Source organism: Streptomyces sp. NPDC090994, assembly GCF_044768905.1.
In the GTDB taxonomy this organism is placed as follows: domain Bacteria; phylum Actinomycetota; class Actinomycetes; order Streptomycetales; family Streptomycetaceae; genus Streptomyces.
This window is the reverse complement of sequence record NZ_JBIVWS010000002.1, coordinates 279,473-304,298: the sequence shown is the minus strand read 5'-3', so window position 1 is coordinate 304,298 and position 24,826 is coordinate 279,473. Positions and strand designations below refer to the sequence as shown.

Below are 24,826 nucleotides of genomic sequence, written 5' to 3'. Positions count from 1 at the left end.
AGCGCCCCGTGACCGCGACCACCGCCTCGACCTGGGAGTACGACGGCTACGACGCCGCCGAGGAACGGCTGCGGGAGTCGCTGTGCACGCTCGGCAACGGCTACTTCGCCACCCGCGGCGCGCTGCCCGAGTGCGCCGCGGACGACGTGCACTACCCGGGCACGTACGTCGCCGGCTGCTACAACCGGCTCACCTCGTCCGTCGCCGGGCGCGAGGTCGAGAACGAGGACATGGTCAACCTGCCCGACTGGCTGTCGCTGCGGTTCCGTACGGCGGGCGGCGCGTGGCTCACGCCCGACACCGCCGAGGTGCTCACCCACCGGCAGGCGGTGCACCTGGACACCGGGCTGCTGGAGCGGCACACCCGGTTCCGGCTCGGCGACTCGGGCGTGCTCGCCGTGCGGCAGCTGCGTCTGGTGCACATGGCCGACCCCCATCTGGCCTGCCTGCGCACCGAGTTCACGGCCGAGACCGCCGCCGTCGACCTCGACGTGGAGGCCGCCCTCGACGGCGGCGTCACCAACTCCGGGGTGCCGCGCTACCGGGACCTGGAGGGCCGGCACCTCACCCACGTGCACACCGGTGACGCCGGACCCGGCACGGTGTGGCTGCGCTGCCGCACCCGTACCTCGGACATCCGGATCGGCCTGGCCTCCCGGGTGACGGCCGACGTACCGGTCGAACCGGAAGCGGCGGAACTGCGGGCCGTCCAGCGGCTGCGGCTGCCGCTGCGCCCCGGCCGCACCGCCGTCGTCGACAAGACCGTCGCCCTGCACACCTCACGCGACCCGGCGATCAGCGACCCGCTCCAGGCCGCCGTCGACCGGGTGGCGTCCGCGCCCCGCTTCGACGCGCTGCTGCGCAGCCACGGCACCGCCTGGGCGCAGCTGTGGCGCCGCGCCGAACTGGACGTGCCGGGGGAGGCGGGCAGCATCCTGCGCCTGCACCTCTTCCACGTCCTGCAGACCCTCTCCCCGCACACCGCCGACCTCGACGTCGGCGTCCCGGCCCGGGGCCTGCACGGGGAGGCGTACCGGGGCCACGTCTTCTGGGACGAGCTGTTCGTGCTGCCCTACCTCAACCTGCACTTCCCCGAGGTCTCCCGGGCCCTGCTGCACTACCGGCACCGCCGGCTGGACCGGGCCCGGGCGGCGGCCCGCGCGATCGGCAGGCGGGGCGCGCTGTACCCGTGGCAGAGCGGCAGCGACGGACGGGAGGAGACCCAGCAGCTCCACCTCAACCCGCGCTCGGGCCGCTGGCTGCCGGACCACTCCCACCTCCAGCACCACGTCGGCTCGGCGATCGCGTACAACGTGTGGCAGTACTGCGAGGCCAGCGGCGACGCCGAGTTCCTGCACACCAAGGGCGCCGAGATGCTCCTCCAGATCGCCCGGTTCTGGGCCGACTCGGCGGTCTGGGACGACGATCTGGGCCGGCACCGGATCCGGGGCGTGGTCGGCCCCGACGAGTACCACGAGGCGTACCCGGACGCGGACCGGCCCGGCCTGGACGACAACGCCTACACCAACGTCACCGCGGCCTGGGTCCTCACCCGCACCCTGGAGGTGCTGCGCGCCCTGCCCGAGCCGCGCCGCCGCGAACTCGTCGAACGCACCGAGCTGGACGACGGCGAACTCCAGCAGTGGGAGGACGTCTCCCGCACCCTGCACGTCCCCTTCCACCGGGGCGTGATCAGCCAGTTCGAGGGCTACGGCGACCTCGCCGAACTCGACTGGCAAGGGCTGCGCGAGCGGCACGGCGACATCCGCCGCCTCGACCGGGTGCTGGAGGCCGAGGGCGACACCGTCAACCGCTACCAGGCGTCCAAACAGGCCGACGTCCTCATGCTCGGCTACCTCTTCTCCCCGGCCGAACTCCGCTCCCTGTTCGCCCGGCTCGGCCACCGCCTGGACGACGACACCTGGCACCGCACGGTCGACTACTACCTGGCCCGCACCAGCCACGGCTCCACCCTCAGCGGCCTGGTCCACGGCTGGATCCTGGCCCGCGCCCGGCGCGGGGCATGGGCCTACGTCCAGGACGCCCTCAAGGGCGACGTCGCCGACCTCCAGGGCGGCACCACCGGCGAGGGCATCCACCTCGGCGCCATGGCCGGCACCCTCGACCTCGTCCAGCGCGGACTGACCGGGCTGGAGACCCGCGCCGGCGCGCTGTGGCTGGACCCGGTGCCGCTGCCGGAGCTGTCGGCGTACGGGTTCTCCCTGCGCTACCAAGGCCACTGGGGCGTACGGCTGCGGCTGGAGCACGAGCTGCTGGAGATCGCCGTACCGGCCTCCGACCGGCTGCCGATCGACGTCCGGCTGCCCGGCCGGACGGTCCAGGTCCAGCCCGGCGACATCTGCCGCCTGGTCCTCCCGGACCGTCCCCGGGGCGGGGCTCAGCCCGGCAGCGGGTAACTCACCACGCGCGGAGCGCCGTCCGGCCGCCCGTCGGTGTACGTCACGCTGATCCGGGTGTAGCGGGGCTCACCCGGGTGCTTCCCGTCCGCCACGGGCGCTTCGAGCCGCACGGTCACCGGGTACGAGCGGAACGTGCCCGCCGCGCAGTACGGGTCGCAGTCGTTGACCAGGTTGACGCCCCGGCCCACCGCCGCGTCGGCGTCCCAGCGCGCCCAGTGCAGGGAGTCCAGCCTGCTGTTGCCGTCGCCGCAGGCGAGCAGGTACTCCCCGGGGCGCACCTCGCCGCGGCCCTGGCAGTCGGCCAGGACGGGGCCGCCGGTTCGATGCCGGTCCGGCTCCGGGGACGGGGTGGTGGCCGAAGCCGCTCCCAGGGGCGCCGCGAGCGCCGCGGCGGCACCGAGTGTGACGGCCGCCCTCATCGCATGTCCGCGCATGTCCGCTCCTGCCGTTCGACTTCCGTTCGACCGAGGACCGTGGTGCTGCGGGTCACGGTCCGTCGTCCGATACGACGCTACGGCGGGGCCCGCCGACGCACCACTCGGACGGAGTACGGCGCGGCGCGCACCGGCGTCGGCGGACCGCGGGCGATCTGCCGGCCCGGCGCGAGGGTGGGACTCGCCGGTCCGGCCTCGCTGGGCGGCGCGGCGGACGCCCTCGGGGCACAGCGGCCGGACGCCGTGGCGCTCAACGCCGGGGTCGTGCTCGACGACCCACCGCGAGGAGACCGGCGCCGGGCACGAGCTGATGTCCGGCACCAACCACCTCGGCCACCTCGCGCTGCCCCGGTGGCTGCTGCCCCTGCTCTCGGCGGCGCCCGCGGGCCGGGTCGTGACCACGGGCAGCTTCGCGGCCGAGACCGAGCGGCTGGACCTGGACGACCTCCAGTCCCGGACCGATCGCGTGTTCGGCCCGCGGGGCAGGCCGCGGCCCGAACCGGGGTGGAGCCACCTGACGGACGCCCCCGTCGCGGCCCGGCTGTGGGCGGAGAGCGTCCGCCTCACCGGCACCGAGCCGGCCACCGCCCCCGGCCCGGCCCGCTCGCCACCCCTGACCTCCCCGGCCCGTGGCGCGACGCGGTGAGCGCCGGGCGTACCGGAGGCCGGGGCGGCCCGGGGACGGGTCCGGGGGGCGCGGGCGGTGCGAAGGCTGTGCCCGGAGCTCCTCGCCGAGGGCCGTGATCATCTCGACGTCGGCCCTGTGCGACAGGGCGTCGCCGCGGGCGTCCCGGTCGGCGGCGGGGAGGTCAGTGCGGTCGGTGTCCGGTGCGCAGGTCGATCCCGTGCCGGGCCAGGGAGAGCACGCCCAGCACGACCAGGGCGACGCCGAGTGCCTGCGGCAGCAGCCACCAGCCGGTCCGCAGGTGTTCGAGGTAGAGGAAGACGCCGAGCAGCAGGCTGACCGTCGCGTCCCCGAGGGTGAGGGCGGGCTGCGAGGCGACCAGCGGACCGCCCTGCATGGAGTGCTCCAGCAGCAGGACGGCGCCCACCCCGGCCGCGGCGAACGCGTACGTCTGCCACGCGGTCAGGAAGCCGGTCACGCCGGCCGTGTCCAGCACCCGCATGGAGTCCTTCATCAGCGCCGCCGTCAGCGCGTAGCACACCGCGGTGGCCGCGCCCAGGCAGCCGGCCCGGGCCTTGCCGACGGGCCGCCGCAGCCCGGCCCCGGCCAGCAGCAGGGCCGCCGCCGCGCCGGCCGCCAGCCCGAACGCCCAGCGCGGGGCGGACACCTCGCCCTGGCCGCCGTACGGCGACGCCGCCCCCAGGGCGATGCCGAGTCCGGCCACCACGGCGGCCACCCCGGCCCACATCACCGGTGGCATCCGGCGCCCGGTCGACAGCGAGGCCAGCAGCAGCGCCAGCGGCAGCTCCAGTACGAACAGGGGCTGGACGAGCGAGAGCGGACCGGTCGCCAGCGCCGCCGCCTGGCCCGCCCCGGCGACCACCACGGCGAGCATCCCGGCGAGCCAGACGGGCCGCCGCAGCAGGTCGAGGACGAGCGAGAGGCGGAACCCCTGGGACTGCGGCACGGTCAGCGCGGCCCGCCGCTGCAGCACGGTGGCCGTGGCGTTGCTGAGCGCGGCGAGGAGCGCGAAGAGGACCGGCACGAGGAAGCCCATCCACCGATCCTCGCCGCGCCCGGCGCCGGGCGCGCGCCGGGACCGCCCGCGGGGTCAGAAGGGGTAGTCGGCGATGTCCGGTCGGACCGTGACCCACTGGGTCTCGGTGAACGCCTCCACGTTGGCCGCCGCGCCGCCGAACCGCGCCCCGGTGCCGGACGCCTTGACCCCGCCGAACGGCGCGTTCGGCTCGTCGTCGACGGTCTGCTCGTTGATGTGCACCTTCCCGGAGTCCACCAGGTCGGCGAGTTTCATCGCCGTGCCGACGTCGCCGAGGATGCCGACGGACAGCCCGTACTCGCAGTCGTCGACGATCCGCGCGGCCTCCTCGACCGTGGAGAAGCCGATGACCGGCGCGACCGGGCCGAAGATCTCCTCCCGCCAGGCCGGCATGTCGGTCGTCAGGTCCGTCAGGACGGTGGCGCGGTAGCAGGCGCCGTCGATCTCGCCGCCCGCGGCCACGGTCGCGCCCGCCGCCACGCTCTCGGTGACGATCGCGTGCACCCGCTCCAGCTGACGCCGGTCGATGATCGGGCCGAGCGCCACGTCCTGCCGGGCCGGGTCGCCGACCGGCAGCGCCTTCGCCTTCGCGGCGAGCGCGGCGGTGTACTCCGCCAGCAGCGACTCGTGCACGATGTGCCGGCCGGTCGTCATGCAGATCTGCCCCTGGTGCAGGTAGGAGCCGAACGCGCCCGCCGAGGCCGCCTTCGCCACGTCCGCGCCGGGCAGCACCACCAGGGCGTTGTTCCCGCCCAGCTCCAGGTGGGCCCGCTTCAGGAGCCGGCCCGCCCGCTCCCCGATGGCCCGGCCGACCGGCGTGGAGCCGGTGAAGGAGACGACCCGCACCTCGGGCGCCTCGACCACCGCCTGGCCCACCGCGCCGTCGCCCGGCAGCAGGTGCAGCACGCCCTCGGGCAGCCCGGCCTCCTCCAGCACGCGGGCTATGACGACGCCGCCGCCGACCGCCGTGCGCGGGTCCGGCTTCAGCAGGACCGCGTTGCCCAGGGCGAGCGCGGGCGCCACCGACCGCAGGCCCAGGATGAGCGGGAAGTTGAAGGGGGCGATGACGCTGACGACCCCGGCGGGGCGGCGCCGGGCCATCGACCAGCGGGCGGTCTCGGAGGTGAGCACCTCGCCCTGCGGATGGCTCGGCAGCCCGGCGCACTCGAAGAACTCGCCGATGGCCAGCCCCACCTCGAAAGCCGCCTTGGCCCGCACCGACCCCGCCTCGCGCACCAGCCAGTCCTCGGCCTCGGCGGCGTGCTCGGTCAGCAGCTCGCCCGCGCGGCGCAGCACGGCAGCCCGTCGCTGCGGCGGGACGGCCGCCCAGGCCCGCTGCGCCTCGGCGGCCCGGGCGGCGGCGCGGCCGACGTCCTCGGGCGTGGCCAGTCCGACCGTACCGAGCTGGTCGCCGGTGGCCGGCTCGATCACCGGCCGCGTCGCGGCGGCGTCCCGCCAGCCGTCGCTGAGGAACCTCTTGCCCCAGACCTCGCTGTCCAGAAGGGTCATCGCGCTGCTTCCTCTCGTCGGAGCCGGGCCGGTCGCCGGGGGACACGCTAGGCAGCGACGCCCCGGACGCCAAGGCACGAATGCCTTTGAACGACTTGTTCACCATAACTGGTTGAACTCTCGCCGTTCATCGGGCACGCTGGCCGTCATGACCTCCAACCCGCCCTCCCCCGACGTCTTCTCCCCGCCGCAGCCGGAGCAGGCCCGCGCACAGCGGGTGTACGCCTCCCTGCTGCGCATCGCCGAACGGCACGCGGCCACCGACGCCCAGCGCCGCCGCCAGACCCACCCCTCGCTGATCGGCCCGCACGAGGCCGTCCGGCTCGTCTCGTTCCTGCTCAGCGGAGCGGCCCTGCCCGACGACGGCGAACCCGAGGTGGACCGGGCCGACATCACCGCCGCGCTGACCCTGGTCCCGCTGGTCCGAGGTGAGCTGGACGAACTGGAGGCCGGCCTCCTGAAGATGGCCCGGGGCCGCGGCATGACCTGGCACGAGATCGCCTTCGGCCTGGGCCTGGGCACCCCGCAGGCCGCCCGCCAGCGCTACGAGCGCCTGTCCGGCCGCGTCGACACCGACCCCGTGGGCTCGGACTGAGACGCGGGCTCAGAAGTGGCTCAAGTGGCTTGCCCGGTACGGCGTACGGCGTCGACCATGGCGGCATGTTCGGACGGAGCAAGCCCCTGGAACTCAACGTCCTCGTGCTGCGGGACGCGGACGTGATCGCCGCCGCGCTGCGCACGGCGCTGGCCGACGCCACGCCGGAGCAGCGGCCCGGACTGGAGCGCGCCGCCGAGCTGGTGGAGCGGGCGGCGGCCGTACCGGACGCCGCGCTGCGCGCCCGCTGGGTCCATGAACGGCTCACCGCCGCCGGCCACCAGGGCCCCGCCGACTCGGTGCGGGCGATCAAGGCCCTGCGGGTGTCGACACCGGGCCTCGGGCTGGCCTCGGCCGTCCAGTTGGCGAAGGAAGCGGCGGCGCACCGGCCGTAGCGCGGCCGGGCGTCGCGGCCGTACCGTTCTCCTGCCGTCAGGTCGTGCGCCCGGCGCAGAAGCGGCGCACGAACCTGCGGCATGAGCCCTGTACGCGCCCCCGAGGGGGTGGGCACAATGCGCCATGCCATCGATCATGTGGCTGAAGGTGCCGAACCTCGGCCACCGAGTTCCGAGGAAGGCAGGTCGGCCGCCGTGCTGTTGCGTCTGCCCACGTCCGTGTCCGAAGCTCAGGAGTACCTCGCCCAGGGAGCGGTTCCCATAGGCGGGGCGACGCTCGTCTGGGCGGGCTGGCAACGGGACGGCTTCCCCGAACTGGCCATGTCGCTGCGGAACCTGCCGGAGGCGAACGAGACGGGCCGCGAGACGCTGGGCGCGGCCGTGCTGCTGCACCAGGTCGACGAACGGGTGCCCGAGGTCCTGCGGCGCGCGGCCGGCACGGTGGGCACCGGAGCCGTGCGGCGCGCGGCCACCGTCGGCGGCAACATAGTGGGCAGCAGCCTGCGCTGCCTGCTGCCCGCCGCACTGGTGCTGGACGCCCGGGCCACGGTGCTGTCCCAGGACCGCGTCTACCAGACCGACCTCACCGAACTCGTCGCCAAGCGTCCGCTGTTGCTCTCCCTGCACTGGCGGTCGCCCCTGGTCAGCGGATACCGCAAGATGCCCGCCGAGGCCGGCGGCCCGCCGCCCCTGGTCGTCGCCACCGCCGTGCACGCCGACGAGAACGGACACCGGCGGCTGCGGGTCGCCGTCCGCGACGGCTACGAGGTCTTCAGCGAGAGCACCGACTGCGGTCCGGACGCCGCCCGGACCGCCGACGCGCTGGACGCCTCCGCCCTCGGCTCCCTCCCCGCCGAGGCCCGGGCCGTGCTCCGCGAGCAGGTCACCGAGATCCTGGACCGCGCGGCCGCGCACTGAACCCTTCCGCCGCCCCGGAAGCCGACACACCGCGCAGGAGACGGACGGCACCCCACGGTCCCGGACGGGCGCGCGGGCGCCAACGTCGGTCAGGAGTGCGCCGATTCGGCGCGCGGGACTTGACGGGCCGGGACGCGCTCGGCCTACTGGAAGGCGCGGTCGGGCGCGTCCGGGGGAGCCGTCCGTGCCCAAGCAGTCGGCCGGCCCCCGCCGAGACGCAGGGGCAGGAGTCCGATGGTGCGGCGTCGATGGGCAGTGGCCTTGGTGCTGCTGCTCGCCTCGGTGCTGCTGAACCTCTGCGCGCCCGAGCCGCCACCGGACGCCTTCGCCTCCGTCTCCGCCCCCGCCGTGGCCGCGGCGGACACCGGGGACGAGAGCCTCACCGAACCGAGCCCGTGCGAGGACGGCACGGCCGTCCGCCGCGCCGCGCTGCGCCCCGCGAGGACCGCGGGCGCGGCCGGCGCCGGATGCGCGGACGGCGGCGCCCCGGTACGGGCGTCCGCGGCGGACCGCGACGCCACGGAACCCCGGGGCGCGGTCACCGCCGTACGGCCGGCCTCCCTCGGCCCGTCCCCGGGCGCCGAACTCCTGCGGACGTATCGCTGCTGAGCGGCGCGAGCGGTAACGGGGCCTGCGCCGTGCGGCCCGCCGACTCCTGAGCCGGGACGCGGTGACGAACAGGCCCGCGTGTGTCCTCGATTCGACCACACGGGAGGCATCAGCCATGCCGGGACAGCGCATTCTCATTCTGCGGCCGGACGAACTGGGACCGGACGACATCAAGATGTGGCGGGAGATCCGCGCCCTGACCGGGGCACCGGCCAACCCCTTCCTCGACCCGGTGTTCACCGCGGCCGTCGGCCGGGTACGGCCCGGCGCCCGCGTCGCGGTCCTCCAGCAGGACGGCACGCCGGTCGGCTACTTCCCCTACGAGAAGGGCCTCCTGGGCCGGGGACGGGCCATCGGACTCGGTGTCTCGGACAGCCAGGGGGCCGTCCTGCGCCCCGGGATCAGGATCGAACCGCGCCGGCTGCTGCGGGCCTGCTCCCTGGCGTCCTGGGAGTTCGACACCCTGGAGGACGGCCAGGGCGCCTTCGCCGCGCACGCCGTCGAGGAACTCGCCTCCCCGGTCGTCGACATCGACGCCGGCTACGACCGCTACCTGGAGCGACTGCGCCGGGACGCTCCCGGGTTCCTCAGACAGACCCTCGCCAAGGAACGCAAGCTGGCCCGGCAGGTCGGCGAGGTCCGGTTCGTCCTGGACTGCCGGGACCCGGCCGTGCTGCGGGAACTGATGCGGTGGAAGTCTGCCCAGTACCGCCGCACGGGCCGGCGGGACCGCTTCGCGCAGGAGTGGATCAACACACTGGTGGGCCTGCTCGCGCAGAGCGGCGAACCGGAGTGCCGCGGGCTGCTCTCCGTCCTCTACGCCGCCGGCCGCCCCGTCGCCGCCCACTTCGGGCTGCGTTCGGCCACCGTGCTCTCCTGGTGGTTCCCGGCGTACGACCGCGCCTACGGCAAGTACTCACCCGGCCTCGTGCTGCACCTGCGGATGCTGGAGGCCGCCGCGGCCGACGGGATCCGGATGGTCGACCTCGGGACCGGACCGGCCCGCTACAAGGACTCGCTCAAGACCCGCGACCTGCGGGTGTACGAGGGCGCGGTGGTACGCCCGGTGCCGGGCGGCGCCGCCCACCTGCTGGCGCGGGAACCGGCCCGCGCCGCCCGGCGGTTCGTGCGCGCCCGGCCCCGGCTGGCGGCCGCCGCCGCGCGGACCCTGGCGGAGGCGGGCAGCCTGCGCGACCGGGTGCGGGGGTCAGCCGGCGGGGGATGAGGAGAAGGTACGGCGGTAGGCGTGCGGGCTGACACCCGTCGTGCGCTTGAACCGCTCCCGGAAGGCGGTGGGGGAGCCGAAGCCGACCTGCGCGGCGATGCGTTCGACGGGATGGCGGGTGGTCTCCAGCAGGTGCTGGGCCTGCCGGACGCGGGCCCGGTGCAGCCACTGGAGCGGCGTGGTGCCGGTCTGTTCGCGGAAGCGCCGGATCAGGGTGCGGGTGCTGGTCCCGGCCCGGGCGGCGATGTCGTTCAGGGTGAGATCGCGGTCCAGGTTCTCCTGGAGCCAGGCGAGCAGCGGTTCCAGCACGGAGCCCTGGGGCCGGGGCGCGTACTCGTGGACGATGAACTGCGCCTGTCCGCCCTCCCGTTCCAGCGGCATGACGGACAGCCGGGCCGCGTCGGCGGCGACGGCCGAGCCGTAGTCGCGCCGGATCAGGTGCAGGCACAGGTCGAGGCCCGCGGCGGCACCGGCCGAGGTGAGGATCTGCCCGTTGTCCACGTACAGCACGTCCGGGTCCACCTCGATCTCGGGATACCGGGCCGCCAGGGCGCCGGCCGCGACCCAGTGTGTGGTGGCCCGCATGCCGTCGAGGAGACCGGTGGCGGCCAGCGGGAAGGTGCCCGAGCAGATCGAGGCGATCCGCGTGCCGCGCTCGGCCGCCGCCCGCAGCGCGTCCCGGACGGCGGCGGGCAGCGGGGCCGAGACGTCGGCCGTGCCGGGCACGATGACCGTGTCGGCGCCCTCCAGCCCCTCCAGCCCCCAGGGGGCGCGCAGGGTGAACATCCCCGCGTCCACCTCCGGCTCCTGGGCGCACACCCGGATCCGGTAACCGGGGCTCCCGTCCGGCAGCCGGGTACGGGTGAACACCTCGATCGGCGTGGACAGGTCGAACGGGATCACCCGGTCCAGGGCGAGTACGGCGATGGTGTGCATGGCGGGATCACCGGAGGGTCGTCAGCCCGAAGGGGCGAGCCAGGGCTGGGGATTGGAGTAGTAGCCGTCGTAGATGACCTCGAAGTGCAGGTGCGGACCGGTGGACAGGCCCGTGGAACCGGCCCGCCCGATCTGCGTCCCCGTCTCCACCGTCTGGCCCACGGCCACGTCGATCGCGGACAGATGACTGTACGTCGTCTGCAGCCGCTTGCCCTCGATGGTGCCGTGGTCGATCACGACGCGGTTGCCGTACGCGCTGGTCGACGCGGCGAACACGACCTGGCCGCCGCGCGCGGCGAAGACCTGGGCGCCCTGCGGGGCGGCGAAGTCGATCCCGGTGTGCAGCTTGGTCACCCCGGTCAGCGGGTGCTGGCGGGAACCGTAGGGCGAGGTGACGGTGAGGCCGCTCACGGGGGCGGCCAGGATCGCGCCCGCCGCGGCGGGGGTCCCGCCCGAACTCTCCTGGTCCAGCGCCTCGTACCGCGGCAGCAGTGCCTTGATCTCGGTGAGGTAGGTCCGCGCGTCGTCGGGCACCTTGCCGGCCCCCGCCACCTGGTCCACACCGGCGGCGTAGGCGGCGAGCGTGAGGTCGACGAGATCGCCGTTGACCAGGCCCTCGGTGCGCAGGTCGGTCACCTCGGCGGCCACGGAGCAGTCCTGCCGGCCGAGGGCCATGATGGCGTCCGCCGGGTCGCGGGGCGAGGAGCGCTTGTTGCCGTCGGCGTCCTTGCCCCAGCGCTTCCACTGGTCGTCGGTGAAGGCGGCGATGCCCTTCTGGCCGGAGAGTTCGCCCGTGTCGTCGCTCCAGCCGGAGAGCTGGTCGATCTGCGCGGCGAGCAGGGAGGGGGTGACGACCTCGCAGCCGTCGGCCGCCTTGCGCAGCCACGGGACGTAGGAGGCGTCGACATCGGCCGACGCGGCCTGCTCCGGGCCGGCCTCCTGCTCCGAGTCGACGGGGAAGCCACCGTTCAGCGCGAAGAAGCCCGCCACCCCGGACAGGGTCAGCAGACCCGGCAGGACCAGCACGACGACGGGTCCGGGCCCCCGGCGCTTACGCCGCTCCTGCTGATCCTTCTGTCCGGGCGGCTGCTCGTCGGGTTCCGGCTGCGTCGGGTCGGGGGGCGCCGACGGGGCGAGAGGTGCCGACGGGCCGGGAAGTTCCGGGTGTGCCGGCGGGGGAGGGGCGAGGTGTCCCTCCTGGGCGGGGACCCGGGGGCCGGGCACGGCCGGTGCCCCCGTCGTGCGCTCGTCGTTCACCGGCCGCCCGCCACGGAGGTGACGGCGCCCTCGCGCGGTGGCCGGACCGTCGCTGCGACGGGTGTGGAACGGCACGCCGGGTACGGCGGCGGGGAAGACGTGATGCTCACGCACGGACGGTACCGTTCCGTCCCGGCGCCGTCAGGAGACACCGAGGCAGGACCGGCTGCCCGGAAGGGCAGCGCACCTGCCCCGCGCCGGGGCGCCGGGGCAGGCCGTCGCCCGCCGTCAGTCCGCCGGCTTCTCCCACACCGACACGTGCCCGGTGCTCTCGCTGGTGAACGGTGCCCGCGACCACCCGTCCCAGCGGTCGCGCAGCCGCAGTCCGGCGAGCCGTGCCATCAGGTCGAGTTCGGCCGGCCACACGTACCGGAACGGAATGGACCAGTGCTCGGCGCGGCCGTCGACGACGGTGACGTAGTGGGAGCTCATGGCCTGGGTCACGACGTCGTAGGTGTCGAACGCCCAGCGCCCGTCGGAGATGTGGAACGGTACGGCGTTCTGCCCGGGCGGCAGGAGGCGCAGGGCGGGCACCCCCACCTCGACCACGAAGTGGCCGCCGGGCCGCAGGTGCCGCGCGGCGTTGCGGAAGCAGTCGACCTGGGCGTCCTGCGTGGTCAGGTTGTTGATGGTGTTGAACACCAGGTAGGCGAGGGAGAAGGTGCCCTCCACCCGGGTCGTCGCGAAGTCGCCGACCGTCACGCCGACAGTGTCCCCGTCGGGCTTGGCACGCAGCCGGTCCAGCATCGCCCGGGACATGTCGATGCCGTGCACCGGAACGCCGCGCGCGGCCAGCGGCAGCGCCAGCCGCCCGGTGCCCACGCCGAACTCCAACGCCCGTCCGTCGCCGGCGAGTCCGGCCAGTACGTCGACCACCGGGTCCACGGCTTCGGGCCGGAACAGGTCCGCCGCCGACTCGTCGTAGGTGGCCGCAATGGGTTCCGAGAAGTATCCGTCGTCATCGACCATCCGGGGACGGTACCGCCGCTCGTACGGTGGGCGCCTCCGGTTTTCCGGCGCGGTCGTCGTGGGCACGGTCGCGCAGCCGCCTGCCGCGCCGCGTCGGCCCCCAGGGCTTGACCACGGAGACGACCGTCATGAAGACGTACGCGGACAGGGAGACGACCGGCCCCGTCAGCACGTCGCCGGAGTCCGGCAGCGGCCCGCCCGCGGCGACGGCGGCCACCGCGGAGTCCACGGCGGGGCGCAGAGCGAACGCCGTCGCGGTGACCGTGGCCAGGGTCAGCCAGAACTTCGTCCACACCCAGCGGTGGCGGGCCAGCCCCCAGGGCGTGCCCAGGGCGAGCAGCACTCCGCTGAGCAGGGTGAGCAGCGCGACGGGGAGCAGCAGCCAGTCGGCGAACAGCTTCATCGCGCGGACGGCGGCCTCCGAGGCCGCCGGGGAGGCGGTGGTGACCCCGGTGACCGCGAGGGCGAGCAGGCCGAGCGTGAGCCCGAGCCGGCCCGCGGAGGAGACGACATGGACACTGAGTGCGGCCCGCCGGGCCGGGCGGTCGAGTTTCATACGGCCCACGGTGCCGGTCGGGCGCCGCGAGGTCGTCCGGCGGCGGGAGCGACCCGGCGTACCGAGGCGGGAGTACGGAACCCGGGGAAATGTACTCGCCCGGCCGCCCGCCCGTCCGGCACCCTCCCCGCATGACCACACCGCCGCCCTTCGTCCCCGGTCTCGAACTCTCCCGCCGCTTCTTCCACGAGGCCGTGCGCCCCCTGGTCGCGGAGGCCGCCCCTGGGGTCGCGTACTCCGCCGCCCGGCTCGGCAGCGGCTCGGAGGTGCTCGGGTTCGACACCGCCCGCTCCCGCGACCACGAATGGGGGCCCCGGCTGGAACTCTTCCTCCGGCCCGGGGACGTCGCCCGGCACGCCCCGGCGATCAGCGAACGGCTCGCCGCCGGGCTGCCCAGGACCTTCCTCGGCCACCCGACCCACCTGGTCCCCACCGACGAGGCGGGCATCCGCGTCATGGCCGCGACCGACGGCCCGGTCCGGCACGCGGTCGACATCACCGACCCCGGCACCTGGTTCACCGGGCGCCTCGGCTTCGACCCGGGCCGGGGCGTGACCCTCCGGGACCGGCTCTCCGCCCCGACGCAGCGGCTCGCCGAGGTGACCTCGGGCGACGTCTTCCACGACGGGCTCGGCGCCCTGACCACCGCCAGGGCCCGGCTCGACTGGTACCCGCACGACCTCTGGCTGTACGTACTGGCCTGCCAGTGGCGCCGCCTCTCCCAGGAGGAGGCCTTCGTGGGCCGCTGCGGCGAGGTGGGCGACGAACTCGGCGCCGCCGTCGTCGCCGCCCGCCTGGTCCGCGACCTGATGCGGCTGAGCCTGCTGATGGACCGCCGCTACCCGCCGTACGCCAAGTGGCTCGGCAGTGCCTTCGCCCGCGTCCCCGGCGCGGCCGGGCTCACCCCGGTGCTCCGCGCGGTCCTCGCCGCGACCGACCCGGACACCCGGGAACGGCACCTGGTCACGGCGTACGAGACCGTCGCGGCCGAGCACAACCGGCTCGGCCTCACCGACCCGGTGGACCCGGCCACCCGTCCCTACCACGGCAGGCCCTTCCGGGTGCTGCGCGCCGAACGGTTCGCCGACGCGCTCACCGCCCGGATCACCGACCCGGCCGTCCGGGCCCTGCCGCCGGCCGGTGCCGTCGACCAGTTCGCCGACAGCACCGAGGTCCTCACCCGGCCCGCGGCGGCCCGTGCGGTGACCCGTGCGGTGACCCGTGCGGTGACCCGTGCGGTGACCCGGCCGTACACGGGCTGAGCGGCCGCCTTCAGGCGCCCAGCACCGCCCGCAGCGACGGCTGGAGCCGGTCCTCGTGCGCGCGGACCATGTCGTCGCACAGCCGCCAGATCTCCTCGACGGGCAGCGCCGCCGCCGTCGCCGGGTCGGTCATCGCCGCGTGCCGGATGTGCCGCGGGTCGTCCTCCGTCGCCGCCCGCACCACCAGGTCGGTCGTGCTGAGGTAGGTCCGGTTCAGGGCCGCCAGCTGGGACGGCAGCGCACCGATCCGGGTGGGCTGCACACCGGCGGAGTCGACCAGACAGGGCACCTCGACCGCGCCGTGGGCGGGGAGGTTGTCGATCAGGCCGCGGTTGGGCACGTTGCCGTACACCGTGCGCGGGGTCCCGGTCACGATGCTGTGGACGATCTGCGGCGCGTACTCCATGGTGCCCTCGACGGTGAGCGGCGCCCCGCAGGCCAGCGCGTCCCGGGTCCGCTCGTACTCGGCCACGTTGTCGTCCACGATGCCGAGGTAGGCCCCGATGGGCAGCCGCAGCCGGTCGACCTCGCCGGGGTGGTGCAGGAACCACGGCACGTACTCGGAGGAGTGCTCGCTGGTCTCGGTCGGGTAGTGGCCCAGGCGCCGGTACATGTCGACCCGGACCCGTCGGCGCAACTGCTCGTCCTCGGCGACGAGCGCGTCGAGGCGGGGGTACAGGTCGCGGCCCTCGTGCTCCCAGCGCAGCACCCACGCCTGGTGGTTGACGCCCGCCGCGTGGTAGGTGACCTCCTCGTAGGGGACCCCGACCAGGTCGCACAGGCCCCGCATCGTCCAGTACACCGAGTGGCACAGGCCGACCACCCGGGTCAGGCCGGTCGCCTCGGCCAGGTACTGGACGTTCATCGCCATCGGGTTGGTGTAGTTGAGCAGCCAGGCGTCGGGGCACACCTCGGTGATGTCCTGGCCGAGCGCCTTCAGCAGCGGGAAGGTGCGCAGCGCGCGGAAGATGCCGCCGATGCCGAGGGTGTCGCCGATGGTCTGGCGCAGCCCGTAGCGGGCCGGCACCTCGAAGTCCGTGCGGGTGGCCTCGCCCATGCCGACCTGCACGATGTTGATGACGAAGTCGGCGTCCACCAGCGCCTCGCGGCGGTCGGCGTGCGCGGTGACCGTCGGACGGGCGCCGCGCTCGGCGGCGATGTACCGGGCCGCCGCCTCGGCCGTGGCCAGGCGCTCGGCGTCGATGTCGTGCAGCGAGATGTGCGCGGTCTTCAGCTCGTCGAACGCGAACAGGTCGGCGAGGAGTCCCTGGGTGAAGACGACACTGCCGGCCCCGATGAAGGTGATCTTGGGGGCGGCCGGGTGAGTGGTGCTCATGCGGAGTTCTTCCGTTCGCGGGCGGGGTTGTGGGAGGGGGCGGGGGTGCGGGAGGGGGTGAGGTCGCGGGCGGGGGTGAGGTCGCGGGAGACCTGGGCGAGGGCCTCGTCCCAGGTCGGCTGTGCGGTGGTGCCGCCGGGCGCCCGGGTGGACAGCGCGCCGCAGACGGCGGCCAGCCGGAGCGCCTCGGGCAGCGGCAGCCCGGCGAGCAGGCCGGCCACGAAACCGGCGTCGAAGCTGTCGCCGGCGCCCACCGTGTCCACCGGCCGGACCGGGAAGGCGGGGGCGCGGGTGACGGTGTGCCCGTCGTGGCAGAGCGCTCCCTCGGCGCCGTCCTTGACGACGGTCACGGGGCCGCGCCCGGCGAGCGCGGCGGCGGCTGCCACGAGGTCCTCGGCGCCGCCCAGCTTCCGGGCCTCGGCGGCGTTGGGCAGCAGGTAGTCGGTGTGCGGGAGGACGGCGGCGAGGCCCGGCGGGTCCCAGTGGCCGGCCGGGTCGTCGTTGGTGTCGAGGGAGGTCGTCGCGCCGTGGGCGCGCGCCGTGCGCATCAGGCCGGGCAGCCCGGCGGCGAGGTGGGGCAGCAGGAAGTAGGAGGCGAAGTGGACGTGCCGGGCGGCGGGCAGCAGTTCGGCCGGGACGTCGGCCGGGGTGGTGGCGCGCAGGGTGCCCGGCGCGGTGACGATGGCCCGGTCGGACTCCGCCCCGTCCCGGGTCAGGACGACGGTGAGCGGGGTCGGCAGCTCCGGGTCGGTGCGCAGACCCCGGGTGTCCACCCCGCGCGCGGTGAGGGTGTCCCGTACGTAGCGTCCGGCGTCGTCGTCGCCGACCCGGCCGGCGAACGCGACCCGCAGACCGAGGCGGGCCGCCCCGCAGGCCATGATCGCGGCCGAGCCGCCGAGGGTGAGGGCGCCGCCGGGCACGAGCTGTTCGTGCTGGCCGAAGGCGAGCGGGGCGTCGAGGGGACCGAGGACGACATCGGGGTTGGCGTCCCCGACGACGAGCAGGTCGAAGGTGTGCGGCATGGGCCTTTCCCTGGGAGTCACTGGCCTTTGAGGCCGCTGGAGGTGATGGACTGGACGAAGGTCTTCTGCGCGCCGAGGAAGGCGAGCAGCACGGGCAGCACGGTGAGCACGTTGCCGGCCATCACCGCGGACCACCTGGTGTGGTGCTGCCCCTGGAAGGTGGTCAGCCCCAGTTGCAGCGTGTACTGCGTGTCGTGGTTGATGGCGATCAGCGGCCAGGTCAGGTCGTTCCAGGTGGTCAGGAAGGTCAGGACGGCCACCGTGCTCAGCGCCGGCCGGGACAGCGGCAGCACGATGCGGAACAGCACCCGCAGCCGCGAACACCCGTCGATCCAGGCGGCCTCCTCCAGTTCCCGGGGCAGCGAGAGGAAGAACTGCCGCAGCAGGAACACCGCGAACGGGGTGACCAGCGACGGCACGATGAGCGCGCCGAGGGTGTCGATCAGACCCAGCTTCCTCATCACCAGGAACGTCGGGATCATGGTCAGCTGGAACGGCACGGCCATCGTGGCCAGCATCAGCCCCAGCAGCACCCGCGAGCCGGCGAACCGCATCCGGGCGAAGGCGTACCCGGCGAGCGCGCCGAACAGCAGGTTGGCGGCGACGGTGACGGCGGAGACGATCACCGAGTTGGCGAACCAGCGCGGGAACATCGCGTTGCCCAGTACGTAGCGGTAGCCGCCGAGGTCGACGCCGGAGGGCCACAGCGCGGGCGGGAAGCGGTTGATCTCCGCGTCGCTCATCACGGAGCTGAGCAGCAGCCACACCAGCGGCACCGCGAAGGTCAGCGCGAGCGGCGCCAGCAGCAGGTGCCAGGGGCTGAACGGCAGCCGCCGGCGGCGCCGTACGGAACCGGCGGACCGGGCCGGGCGGGCGGGGACGGTGTCGGGCCGGGCCGAGGTGGTCGCCGTCATGGACGGGCCCCTTCCGGACGGTGGCGCTCACGGCGCCGGGCGAGGCGTACGGCCCCGGCGGCGAGGCCCAGGGCGACGGCGAGGACGTAGGCGGCCGACGCGCCGTAGCCGGCGGTGGCGTTCTTGAACGCCTGCTCCCAGATGAAGTAGACGATCACGGTGGTGGAACCCAGCGGCCCGCCCTTGGTGGTGACGTACACCAGGTCGAACACCTGGAGGGACTGGATGGTCTGCCACAGCACCAGGAAGACGGTGACCGGGGTGAGCGTGGGCAGGGTGACGTGGCGCAGCAGGTGCAGCCGGCCGGCGCCGTCCAGGCGGGCCGCCTCGACCAGGGACTGCGGGACGTCCTGGAGGGCGGCCAGGTAGACCACGACGCAGAAACCGGTGCCGCTCCACAGGGTGATCGCCACCAGCACCGGCAGGGCCTGCCCGGGATCGGTGAGGAACCCCTGCGGGGAGACGCCGAGTTGGTGCAGGACGGAGTTGGCGGCGCCGAACTCCGGGTCCAGGATGAAGGAGAACAGCACGCCCTGCGCGGTCGCCGACAGCACGAACGGTACGAAGATCAGGGTGCGGTAGAGGCCGACGAGCCGGATGCGGCGGTTCAGCACCAGCGCGAGCAGCAGGCCGCCGAGCAGGCTCAGCGGCACGTACAGCACCGTGTAGAGCAGGGTGTTGCGCACCGCCTGGCCGAAGTGCGGGTCCTGGGCGAGGGCGCGGTAGTTGTCCACGCCGACCCAGCGGCTGGGCGTGACCAGGTCACTGGCCTGGAAGGACAGCAGCAGCGACCAGACGACCGGGACGACGCCGAGGCCCAGGACGATCAGGACCGCGGGGGAGACGTAGGCCCAGGCGGTGGCCGTCTCGGCGCGGCGCTTGCGGACCAGGGCCCGGCGCCGGTCGTCCGGCGGGTGCGCGAGGGTGATGGCTCGGGGCAGTCGCTCCATGGCGTGGTGGCTCCTCAACGCGGTATGAGCAGGGCGGCGTCGGCTTCGTCGGCGCAGGACCGCAGGGCGGCCCCGGGACCGCTGCGGCCGAGCAGCACGGAGACGACGGCCCGGCCGAGCGCCTGCGAGACCTCCGGGTAGGCCGGGTGGACGGGACGGACGCGCGCGCTGTCCAGCGCCTCGGTGAACACCGACAGTCCCTCGGTCTCCTCGACCTCGCGCCGCCAGGCCGGCTGGGCCTCGGTGCGGCGGCTGAGCGGGAGGCTGCCGGCACCGACGGCCCAGCGGACGTCCTGGGCGGGTTGGGTGAGCCAGGTGACGAAGGTGCGGGCGGCCCGGGAACGGGCGGCGCCGTTGTCGAACAGGGTCCAGGTGTCGGGGCCGGAGATGGTGACCGGTCTGCCGCTGAAGCTGGGCAGCGGGACGATGTGGTGGTCGATCCCCGCCTGCCGGATGTCGGGCAGTTGCCAGGGACCGGTGACCACCATGCCCATCCGGCCGGACTGGAAGACCTGGTACATCTGCTCGCTGCCGGGCTTGGGGTCGACGTACACGCTCCGGTCGCGGGCCAGGCCGGCCACCACCTCCAGGGCACGGACCCCGCTGTCGGCGAAGCCGATGCCCTTGCCGCTGTCGTCGACGACGTCGCCGCCGAGGTCCCAGATCATCGGCCACAGCCGCCAGACGGTGTCCTCGTCGCCGGTGCCGGGCCAGCCGGTGCCGAACCGGCCCGCGGCCCGGTCGGTCAGCCGCCGCGCGGTCTCGGTGAAGTCCGCCCAGGTCCAGCCGGCCTCGGGCAGGCCCACGCCCGCCTCGCGGAACAGCCGCTTGTTGCAGACGACGGCGAGCGCGTCGAGCACGGCGGGCGCCGCCCTGACCCGGCCGTTGACGGTGACGGCGTCCCGGGCGGCGGCCCAGTAGTTCTTCCACGGCAGGGGACCGGAGTCCACCGTGTCGGTGAGGTCGACGACCTGCGGGCCGCGGGCGACCCGGGCCAGGTCCGAGCCGAAGACATAGGCGATGTCGGGGTAGGAGCCGGCGGCGAGGGCGGCGGTCACCTTCTGCAGCATCACGTCCGACAGCACCCCGCCGCCCAGGCCGACCCGGATCTTCGGGTGCTCGCGCTCGAAGTCGGCGACGAGTTTCCGCAGAACCTGCTTGGCCGTGTCGGCCTGGCCGTGCCACACCTCGATGGTGACCGTGCCGTCGGCGGCGACCCCGTCGTCCGTCCCGGCCCCGCACCCGGAGACGGCCGCTCCGGCGGCCCCGGCGAGCAGGGCGCCCCCGCCGGCCCGCAGCACCCCGCGGCGCGAGGGCCGAACGCCGCGTCGGACCGCGTCCATCTGTACCTCCAGGCAGGTGCTTGTCGCTCGGCGGGGCGCGGCGGTCGGCAGCCGCGCCCCGGTGTCAGGCGCTGAGGGGGGGAGTGACGGTGTCAGGGAGGAGGGATCCGCTGACGGCTCATGGCACGAGCTCCCGGTCTGGTGGGCACGACCCCGCCTCGGACACCGTGGGCGGTCCTGGCGACTCGGGCCGGACTCCTGGCGCGGGGCCAGCTACCGGCTGGGCGTACCTCTGGCGCCGGCCGGTCTGACGACGTCGGCGCTGACCGGGAGTAAATCGACCGGATCCCGACCGTGTCAAGGGTCCGAAACGCCTGAGTTGGTGATCGGGGCTGATCGGAAGGGCGTAGTTGCAAGCAGATTCGAGCACGCTGTCGGGCTCGGAGCATACGAAATGCCCCCGGAGGCGGGTGGGGCCTCCGGGGGCATTCCGTGCCGGACGGGTCACGTCATGGGATCACCGCGTCATCAGGGAACGATCTTCAGCAGCAGGTTCGGCGAGCCGGTGCCCGCGCTGGTGACCTTGCCGGTCGTCGCGCCGCTCGTCAGGGCCGAGGAGACCTGCGCGGGGGTGGCGGAGGTGTGGCCCGCCAGGTAGACCGCGGCGGCGCCCGCCACGTGCGGCGTGGCCATGGACGTACCGGAGATGGTGTTGGTCGCCGTGTCGCTGGTGTACCAGCCGGCCGTGATGGAGGAGCCGGGCGCGAAGATGTCCAGCACGGAACCGTAGTTGGAGTAGCTGGCCCGGGCGTCCGTGCTGGTGGTGGCGCCGACGGTGATGGCCTCGGTGACCCGGGCGGGGGAGTACGAGGAGGCGTTGGCGGCGCTGTTGCCCGCGGCGATCGCGTAGGTGACGCCGCTGGCGATGGAGTTGCGGACGGCCGTGTCCAGGGTGGTGGAGGCACTGCCGCCGAGCGACAAGTTGGCGACCGAGGGGCCCGAGTGGTTGGCGGTCACCCAGTCGATGCCCGCGATGACACCGGCCGTGGTGCCCGAACCGCTGTTGTTAAGCACGCGGACCGCGACGATCTTCGCCTTCTTGGCGACGCCGTAGGTGCTGCCCGCGATCGTGGTGGCCACGTGCGTGCCGTGGCCGTTGCCGTCGGAGGCGGTGGTGTCGCCGTCGACGGCGTCGTAACCGTAGGAGGCGCGGCCGCTGATGTCGCTGTGGGTGATGCGGACGCCGGTGTCGATGACGTACGCCGTCACGCCGCTGCCCGCGGTGTCCGGGTAGGTGTACGTGCCGGAGAGCGGCAGGGAGGTCTGGTCGACGCGGTCCAGGCCCCACGGGGCGTCGGACTGCGTGGTGTCGGCGAGTGTGACGCGCTGGTCCTGCTCGACGGAGGCGACGGCCGGGTCGGCGGCGAGGCGCTCGGCCTCGGTGGCGGAGAGGGTCGCGGTGTAGCCGTTCAGCGCGCTTTTGAACGTCTTCTTCACCGTGCCGCCGTACTCCTCGACGACGTCCTTGCCGGCCGCCGAGGACGCCTTGAGCCCGCTGTCCTTCTTGAGCGTGACGATGTAGCTGTCCTTGACCGCAGTGGGGGAGCCGGCCGCGAGGACGGTGCCCTCGGCCGGGGCGGCCTGGGCGGGTATCGCGGTGAGCCCGCCGGTCAGGGCGGCGGCCACGACGCCGACGGTCGCGGCGAACTTGAGTCTCTTGCTCCGCAGTTGTGCCATGACGAGGGAGTCCTCCTCTGGGCGGCGTGCGCCCGGGGTGGGGCGCGCGTCTGTGGGGGGTGTGCGCGGGATCGCGCACACGACCCGGGGAGCGTCGCGTTCCGCTCCGGGCCGGGGTACAGCCTTGACCAACCACCGGTGTCCGACAAGGGAGTTGAACACCTGTCAACGAATCTGTCATGAGCACGAAATATGTCAAGGTCGCCGGAAGGACGAGGAGAGCAGGTGAAGACGGGGCGGGCGCGGTCGCGCCCGGCGGCACCGACCGGGTGCGCCGTGCCGTGCCGCTCCGGAAACACCTGGTGAACAGGTGCACCACGAAGTGATAACGGCAGGCAACCGTTCGTACGCGCATCCGGTCTGGTCCCTCATGAAGATCTCTTTCCTCCTGCACAACGCCTACGGGATCGGAGGCACGATCACCACGACGTTCAACCTGGCCCAGGCCCTGGCCGAGCGGCACACCGTGGAGATCGTGTCCGTGCTGCGGCACCGGGAGCGCCCCAACTTCACCCTGGATCCCCGGGTGTCGCTGAGACCCCTGGTGGACCTGCGGCAGGAGAAAGAGCATCCGCAGCACCTGCGGCCGGCGAAGGTCTTCCCGGCCGCCGAGTACCGCCACCACCAGTACAGCGAGCTGACCGACGAGCGGATCGGCGCGTGCCTGGCGGACATCGACGCCGACGTCGTCGTCGGCACCCGCCCCGGACTCAACGTCCACCTCGCGCTCCAGGCACCCGGGCACGTCGCCCGCGTCGGACAGGAACACCTCACCCTGGACAACCACCCCTCCCGGCTGCGCACCGCGCTGCGCCGCGCCTACCGCCGGCTCGACGTGCTCACCACGGTCACGGAGGCGGACGCCGCCGCCTACCGGCGCAAGATGCGGCTGCCCGGCGTCCGGGTCGAGGCCCTGCCCAACAGCGTCCCCGACCCCGTGCTGCCGCCCGCGGACGGCGGCGCCAAGCTGGTCGTCGCGGCCGGCCGGCTGGTCCCGGTCAAGCGGTACGACCTGCTGATCGAGGCGTTCGCCCGGGTCGCCGCCGAACACCCCGACTGGTCCCTGCGCATCTACGGCAAGGGCGAGGAGCACGACCGGCTGCGCGCGCTGATCGAACGGCTCGGCCTGACGGCCAACGTCTTCCTGATGGGCGCCGCCGCTCCCATGGAGGCCGAGTGGGTCAAGGGCTCGATCGGGGCCGCCGCCTCCAACTTCGAGCCCTTCGGCATGACCATCGTGGAGGCCATGCGGTGCGGGCTGCCGGTGGTCAGCACCGACTGCCCCTACGGTCCCGGAGAGATCATCCAGGACGGTGTCGACGGCCGGCTGGTCCCCGTCGGCGACCCCGCGGCCTTCGGTGAGGCGCTCCTCGAACTGGTCCGGGACGACGAGCGCCGCCGCCGGATGGGCCGGGCGGCGCTGGAGAACGCGCGGCGGTTCGCCCCGGACCCCGTGGTACGCCACGCCGAGCGCCTGTTCGAGGAGGCGTGCGCGGCCCGGCGCTCCGGACGGCCCGTCACCCAGGGCCGCGACCCGGTGCGCCAGGTGCTGATCGGGCAGGGCTACGCGGCACGGGACGCCGTGCACGCCACGGGCAGCAGCGCGCTGCACACGATACGAAGGGGACGGCGATGACCACGGAGCGCCTCACGGAGCGCCTCACGGAGCGAGGCACGGGGCACGGCGCGGAGCGCGCCACAGGACACGGCACGGAGCGCGGCACGGAACCGCGCGTCGGCTGCACGGTGGAGGCGGACGGCCGGATCACCTTCGGCCTGCGCCTTCCCCCGGCCGCGTCGGACGCACGGCTGCTGATCCGGCTGCGGCCCAAGAAGGGGAAGCCGGACGAGGGGCAGCCCGGGGAGACTCACCACTCCCTCGCCCTCGACGCGACGGAGGACGGCCACCACACCGCCGTACTGCCGACCGGGACGGCGCTGGCGGAGGGCCGGTGGGACGTGTACCTGCTCGACGGACCGGACGGCGAACGGCGCCGCCTGCGCCCCGGCCTGCGCGACCTGCGCGCCCTCGTGGACGGCCACACCCGCGACCGCCGCGCGCCGGTGGCGGTCCGGATCCCGTACGTCACCAAGGACGGGTTCCTGGCGGTACGGGCCTGGCTGCGCGACGCCCACGCGGAGACCGCCGGCATCACGGCCGCCGAGGGAGCGCTCACGGTCGGGGCCCGGCTGCACGGCGCGGTGTTCGGGGAGGGGGCCGCCGTACGGCTGCGGCTGCGCGGCACCCGCACCGAACGGTCCGTCGAACCCCGGCTCGCCGACGACCGCCAGAACTTCTCCTTCACGGTCGCCCTCGCGGACCTGGTCGCCGGCACCGGCACGGAGACGGACACCGGGACCGGCTCCGGGCAGCGCGTCTGGGACGTCTTCGTCCGGCCCGCCCGGTCCGCACCGCCGGTCCGAGTGGCCCGCCTCCTGGACGACATCGCCGACCGCAAGGACATCCACGTCCAGCCCGCGGTCCCCGTCGGCGAAACGGTCGTACGCCCCTATTACACCGTCGACAACGACCTGGCCGTGGCGGTCACACCGGCGGGCTGACGGTGCCGCTCGTGCCCTGGGCCCGCAGCCGCTCCGTTTCCTCGCCGGTCAGCTTCCGCTCCGCGCCGCAGTACGTGCACTGGGTCGTGTACTTCGTCGACACCGGGAACAGCGGCACGAAGAAGAGGGTGAACTTGGTGACCCGCTTGCGGAGCGTGTGGGCGGCGGGGTTGCCGCAGTGGCCGCACACCAGCGTCAGTACCGCCAGCTGGTAGAGGTACCCCTTGGTGCCAAAAATGATCATGACGGTCCTTC

At 74.2% G+C, this 24,826-nt stretch carries 24 protein-coding genes; 10 read left to right on the top strand and 14 right to left on the bottom strand.

From position 1 onward, the window contains the following. Window positions 1–8: 8 nt before the first annotated feature. Entirely contained in the window at window positions 9–2,417 is a 2,409-nt protein-coding gene (locus ACIQR3_RS05920; RefSeq protein WP_403534688.1) for a glycoside hydrolase family 65 protein, read from the top strand. Here ACIQR3_RS05920 and ACIQR3_RS05915 read toward each other — a convergent pair. Further along, on the bottom strand, window positions 2,399–2,854 hold the full coding sequence (locus ACIQR3_RS05915; protein ID WP_403534686.1) for a hypothetical protein: 456 nt from the start codon (window positions 2,852–2,854) through the stop codon (window positions 2,399–2,401). The genes ACIQR3_RS05920 and ACIQR3_RS05915 overlap by 19 nt on opposite strands. Before the next feature lie 310 nt (window positions 2,855–3,164). Between ACIQR3_RS05915 and ACIQR3_RS05910 the strand changes: the two genes are divergently transcribed. Then, window positions 3,165–3,500: a hypothetical protein gene (locus tag ACIQR3_RS05910; RefSeq protein ID WP_403534683.1), complete on the top strand. Its 336-nt coding sequence runs from the start codon at window positions 3,165–3,167 to the stop codon at window positions 3,498–3,500. A 163-nt stretch (window positions 3,501–3,663) separates the two neighbouring features. Here the strand turns inward: ACIQR3_RS05910 and ACIQR3_RS05905 are convergent, their stop codons facing one another. Both ACIQR3_RS05905 and ACIQR3_RS05900 read right to left on the bottom strand, forming a co-directional pair. Then, window positions 3,664–4,536 (bottom strand): DMT family transporter, encoded by an 873-nt coding sequence (locus tag ACIQR3_RS05905; protein ID WP_403534681.1) that lies wholly within the window; start codon window positions 4,534–4,536, stop codon window positions 3,664–3,666. Between the two features lie 54 nt (window positions 4,537–4,590). Further along, a complete protein-coding gene (locus ACIQR3_RS05900; protein ID WP_403534679.1) occupies window positions 4,591–6,045 on the bottom strand; it encodes a benzaldehyde dehydrogenase in 1,455 nt (484 codons plus the stop codon). 148 nt (window positions 6,046–6,193) lie between these two features. Between ACIQR3_RS05900 and ACIQR3_RS05895 the strand changes: the two genes are divergently transcribed. The 5 genes from ACIQR3_RS05895 to ACIQR3_RS05875 all read left to right on the top strand — a co-directional run bounded on the left by ACIQR3_RS05895 (window position 6,194) and on the right by ACIQR3_RS05875 (window position 9,787). Continuing rightward, window positions 6,194–6,640, top strand: a complete 447-nt coding sequence (locus ACIQR3_RS05895; RefSeq protein WP_403534676.1) for a DNA-binding protein — start codon at window positions 6,194–6,196, stop codon at window positions 6,638–6,640. Window positions 6,641–6,705: 65 nt separating this feature from the next. After that, complete coding sequence (locus ACIQR3_RS05890) at window positions 6,706–7,035, top strand: hypothetical protein (RefSeq protein ID WP_403534673.1); 330 nt, start codon at window positions 6,706–6,708, stop codon at window positions 7,033–7,035. A gap of 195 nt (window positions 7,036–7,230) precedes the next feature. Beyond that, window positions 7,231–7,953, top strand: a complete 723-nt coding sequence (locus ACIQR3_RS05885) for an FAD binding domain-containing protein (RefSeq protein ID WP_403534670.1) — start codon at window positions 7,231–7,233, stop codon at window positions 7,951–7,953. A gap of 234 nt (window positions 7,954–8,187) precedes the next feature. Next, window positions 8,188–8,562, top strand: a complete 375-nt coding sequence (locus ACIQR3_RS05880) for a hypothetical protein (protein ID WP_403534668.1) — start codon at window positions 8,188–8,190, stop codon at window positions 8,560–8,562. A 115-nt stretch (window positions 8,563–8,677) separates the two neighbouring features. Next, window positions 8,678–9,787 carry a GNAT family N-acetyltransferase gene (locus ACIQR3_RS05875; RefSeq protein ID WP_403534665.1) on the top strand — a complete coding sequence of 370 codons (1,110 nt, stop codon included), beginning with the start codon at window positions 8,678–8,680 and terminating at the stop codon, window positions 9,785–9,787. Here ACIQR3_RS05875 and ACIQR3_RS05870 read toward each other — a convergent pair. The 4 genes from ACIQR3_RS05870 to ACIQR3_RS05855 all read right to left on the bottom strand — a co-directional run bounded on the left by ACIQR3_RS05870 (window position 9,770) and on the right by ACIQR3_RS05855 (window position 13,505). After that, window positions 9,770–10,723, bottom strand: coding sequence for a GlxA family transcriptional regulator (locus ACIQR3_RS05870; protein ID WP_403534663.1), 954 nt, complete (start codon window positions 10,721–10,723; stop codon window positions 9,770–9,772). The genes ACIQR3_RS05875 and ACIQR3_RS05870 overlap by 18 nt on opposite strands. Before the next feature lie 21 nt (window positions 10,724–10,744). Continuing rightward, window positions 10,745–11,980, bottom strand: a complete 1,236-nt coding sequence (locus ACIQR3_RS05865) for a M23 family metallopeptidase (RefSeq protein WP_403535450.1) — start codon at window positions 11,978–11,980, stop codon at window positions 10,745–10,747. Between the two features lie 228 nt (window positions 11,981–12,208). Further along, window positions 12,209–12,949 (bottom strand): class I SAM-dependent DNA methyltransferase, encoded by a 741-nt coding sequence (locus tag ACIQR3_RS05860; protein ID WP_403534660.1) that lies wholly within the window; start codon window positions 12,947–12,949, stop codon window positions 12,209–12,211. Further along, window positions 12,939–13,505 carry a DUF2269 domain-containing protein gene (locus tag ACIQR3_RS05855; RefSeq protein ID WP_403534658.1) on the bottom strand — a complete coding sequence of 189 codons (567 nt, stop codon included), beginning with the start codon at window positions 13,503–13,505 and terminating at the stop codon, window positions 12,939–12,941. The genes ACIQR3_RS05860 and ACIQR3_RS05855 overlap by 11 nt, the downstream gene beginning before the upstream one ends. A gap of 131 nt (window positions 13,506–13,636) precedes the next feature. On the opposite strand from ACIQR3_RS05855, the gene ACIQR3_RS05850 reads away from it, so the two are divergent. Then, window positions 13,637–14,767 carry a DUF4037 domain-containing protein gene (locus ACIQR3_RS05850; RefSeq protein ID WP_403534655.1) on the top strand — a complete coding sequence of 377 codons (1,131 nt, stop codon included), beginning with the start codon at window positions 13,637–13,639 and terminating at the stop codon, window positions 14,765–14,767. A 10-nt stretch (window positions 14,768–14,777) separates the two neighbouring features. Here the strand turns inward: ACIQR3_RS05850 and ACIQR3_RS05845 are convergent, their stop codons facing one another. The 6 genes from ACIQR3_RS05845 to ACIQR3_RS05820 form a co-directional block, all read right to left on the bottom strand. Next, window positions 14,778–16,103, bottom strand: a complete 1,326-nt coding sequence (locus ACIQR3_RS05845) for an alpha-glucosidase/alpha-galactosidase (protein ID WP_403534652.1) — start codon at window positions 16,101–16,103, stop codon at window positions 14,778–14,780. Beyond that, a complete protein-coding gene (locus ACIQR3_RS05840) occupies window positions 16,100–17,125 on the bottom strand; it encodes a carbohydrate kinase family protein (protein WP_403534649.1) in 1,026 nt (341 codons plus the stop codon). Before ACIQR3_RS05840 ends, ACIQR3_RS05845 begins: the two co-directional genes overlap by 4 nt. Before the next feature lie 17 nt (window positions 17,126–17,142). Continuing rightward, a complete protein-coding gene (locus ACIQR3_RS05835; protein WP_403534646.1) occupies window positions 17,143–18,039 on the bottom strand; it encodes a carbohydrate ABC transporter permease in 897 nt (298 codons plus the stop codon). After that, on the bottom strand, window positions 18,036–18,989 hold the full coding sequence (locus ACIQR3_RS05830; RefSeq protein ID WP_403534643.1) for a carbohydrate ABC transporter permease: 954 nt from the start codon (window positions 18,987–18,989) through the stop codon (window positions 18,036–18,038). Before ACIQR3_RS05830 ends, ACIQR3_RS05835 begins: the two co-directional genes overlap by 4 nt. Window positions 18,990–19,003: 14 nt before the next feature. Beyond that, on the bottom strand, window positions 19,004–20,332 hold the full coding sequence (locus ACIQR3_RS05825) for an ABC transporter substrate-binding protein (RefSeq protein ID WP_403534641.1): 1,329 nt from the start codon (window positions 20,330–20,332) through the stop codon (window positions 19,004–19,006). Between the two features lie 468 nt (window positions 20,333–20,800). Next, window positions 20,801–22,009, bottom strand: a complete 1,209-nt coding sequence (locus tag ACIQR3_RS05820; RefSeq protein ID WP_403534638.1) for a S8 family peptidase — start codon at window positions 22,007–22,009, stop codon at window positions 20,801–20,803. A 370-nt stretch (window positions 22,010–22,379) separates the two neighbouring features. Between ACIQR3_RS05820 and ACIQR3_RS05815 the strand changes: the two genes are divergently transcribed. Both ACIQR3_RS05815 and ACIQR3_RS05810 read left to right on the top strand, forming a co-directional pair. Next, the gene (locus ACIQR3_RS05815; RefSeq protein WP_403534635.1) at window positions 22,380–23,645 is read left to right on the top strand and encodes a glycosyltransferase family 4 protein; all 1,266 of its coding nucleotides are present in this window, start codon (window positions 22,380–22,382) and stop codon (window positions 23,643–23,645) included. Continuing rightward, window positions 23,642–24,571 carry a transferase gene (locus ACIQR3_RS05810; RefSeq protein WP_403534632.1) on the top strand — a complete coding sequence of 310 codons (930 nt, stop codon included), beginning with the start codon at window positions 23,642–23,644 and terminating at the stop codon, window positions 24,569–24,571. Before ACIQR3_RS05815 ends, ACIQR3_RS05810 begins: the two co-directional genes overlap by 4 nt. Here the strand turns inward: ACIQR3_RS05810 and ACIQR3_RS05805 are convergent. Then, the gene (locus ACIQR3_RS05805) at window positions 24,555–24,815 is read right to left on the bottom strand and encodes a zinc-ribbon domain-containing protein (RefSeq protein ID WP_403534629.1); all 261 of its coding nucleotides are present in this window, start codon (window positions 24,813–24,815) and stop codon (window positions 24,555–24,557) included. The genes ACIQR3_RS05810 and ACIQR3_RS05805 overlap by 17 nt on opposite strands. Between the last annotated feature and the right edge of the window lie 11 nt (window positions 24,816–24,826).